Source organism: Pseudonocardia sp. SID8383, assembly GCF_009864975.1.
Classification (GTDB): Bacteria; Actinomycetota; Actinomycetes; order Mycobacteriales; family Pseudonocardiaceae; genus Pseudonocardia; species Pseudonocardia alni.
Map to the genome: position 1 here is coordinate 1 of NZ_WWFY01000705.1, position 2,121 is coordinate 2,121.

General features: G+C 75.6%; 2 protein-coding genes and 1 riboswitch. Both genes read left to right on the forward strand.

Features of this window, described 5'->3' with window-relative positions; translation table 11 throughout:
• The first annotated feature begins 96 nt into the window (after positions 1-96).
• On the forward strand, positions 97-1,686 hold the full coding sequence (locus tag GTW08_RS16960) for a chloride channel protein (RefSeq protein WP_139282698.1): 1,590 nt from the start codon (positions 97-99) through the stop codon (positions 1,684-1,686).
• Positions 1,683-1,871: riboswitch (cobalamin riboswitch) on the forward strand. Its footprint overlaps the gene before it by 4 nt.
• A gap of 34 nt (positions 1,872-1,905) precedes the next feature.
• A partial coding sequence (locus GTW08_RS16965) for a hypothetical protein (protein ID WP_161152213.1) occupies positions 1,906-2,121 on the forward strand: 216 nt, incomplete at its 3' end.

Sequence of the window (2,121 nt, forward strand, 5' to 3'; positions counted from 1 at the left end):
GGTCCGCGACGCGCTGCGCCGCTTCGCGGAGGCCGCGGGCGAGGTCGGCGAGACCGACTGGGCCGTCGCGCCCGTGCCCGCAGAGGACGGTGCCCGGTGACCGCGGTCCGCGCGCTGCACCGCGCGCTCGTCGGCACCCGGCCGGGGCTCATCGGCCTGGCGACGGTCATCGGGATCGGTGCCGGCATCGGGTCGGTGCTGTTCCACGAGCTGATCCTCGGTGTCACCTGGCTGGTCACCGGTCGGGAGGACTTCTCCGACGCCGGCCGGGTCGCCTCGCCGCACCTGCCCGGGCTGGGGGTCTGGTTCCTGCTCGTCGCCCCGGTGCTCGGCGGCCTCGTGTACGGCCCGCTGGTCCAGCGGTTCGCGCCGGAGGCCCGCGGGCACGGGGTGCCGGAGGTGATGCTCGCCGTCGCGCGCCGGGGCGGGCGGATCCCGGCCACCGTCCCCGCGGTGAAGGCGCTCGCGTCGGGGATCTGCATCGGCACCGGCGGCTCCGTCGGCCGGGAGGGCCCGATCGTGCAGATCGGCTCCGCGCTCGGCTCGGCCATCGGGCAGTGGCTGCGGGTGCCCGCCACCCGGCTGGTCCTGATGGTCGCCTGCGGCGCCGCGGGCGGGATCTCCGCGACGTTCGACGCCCCGATCTCCGGGGTGGTGTTCGGCCTGGAGCTGATCCTGCGGTCGTTCAGCGCCGAGGCCTTCGGCGTGCTGGTGATCAGCTCCGTGGTCGCGAACGTCGTCGCCGAGGTGATCGCCGGGGACCGCGCGATCCTGACCCTGCCGCACTTCGACCTGGGCAGCCCCGCCCAGCTGCCGCTCTATGCGCTGCTCGGGCTGCTCGCGGGGCTGCTGGGGTGGGCCTTCGCCCGCATCCTCTACGCCGTCGAGGACGCCTGCGACGCCGTCTGGCGCGGCCCGGAGTGGCTGCGCCCGGCCGTCGGCGGGCTGCTGCTCGGCGCGCTGCTGCTGGCGCTGCCCCAGATGTACGGCGTGGGTTACCCGGTGCTGGAGGCCGCGATCGGCGGCCGGTACGTCGTCGGGTTCCTGCTCCTGCTCGTCGTCGGGAAGATCCTCGCCTCCAGTCTCACCATCGGCATCGGCGGGTCCGGCGGCGTCTTCGCGCCGTCGCTGTTCGTCGGCGGCACCGCCGGGACCGCTTTCGGCTACGCCGCCGCGGCCCTGTTCCCGGCGCTCGACCTGCACCCCGGCGCGTTCGGCCTGGTCGGCATGGCGGCGGTGTTCGCGGGGGCCGCGCACGCCCCGATCACCGCGGTGCTCATCGTGTTCGAGCTCACCGGCGAGTACGCCCTGATCCTGCCGCTGATGGCCGCCGTCGTCCTGGCCACCGGCCTGTCCAACCTGGTGTCGCGGGACAACATCTACACGCTCAAGCTGCTGCGACGCGGGATCGACCTCGCCGCCGACACCCCGACCGACGAGGCGCTGCGCCGGGTCGTCGTCGCCCAGGTGATGCGGCCCGCCGACGGCACGACGCCCGACCCGGAGCTGCCCGTCCTGGACCCGGACGGCTCCGTGCACGACGTCCTCGGGGTGCTCGCCGCGCACCGGGGGGCGGCGCTGCCCGTGCGGGAGGGGCCGGACGGGCCGCTGCTCGGGACGCTGACCGAGCACGACCTGCTCGACCATCTGCGGGGAGTGGCCGGGCGCGGGACGGTTGACCGCTGACCCGGTCGCGTGATGGGCTCCGGCCGACGACGGAACAGGAAGCCGGTGCGAGTCCGGCGCGGTCCCGCCACTGTCACCGGGGAGTGCCCTCCCCACACCGGCGCCACCGCCCGCGAGGGTGGGAAGGCCGGGGAGGGCGTACCGATCCGGGAGCCAGGACACTGCCCGTCGTCGCGGATTCCCACTGATGAGGGCGCGGACCCTCGAGGAGGACATGCGATGAGCCACGACCTGGTGGTGCTCGGTACCGACCCGGCGGGCGACGACGCGCCCCGCGCGGGTGCGCACGACCTGCTGGCGGAGGCCGGGACGGTCTTCGCCTTCCCGCAGGCCGAGTCGACCGCCCTGTTCTACGCCGAGGCGTGGCGGGTCGAGCCGGTCACGCCGCGCGACGCCGTCGCCCGGATCGGGGCCTGGGCCGCCGCCGGGCCCGCC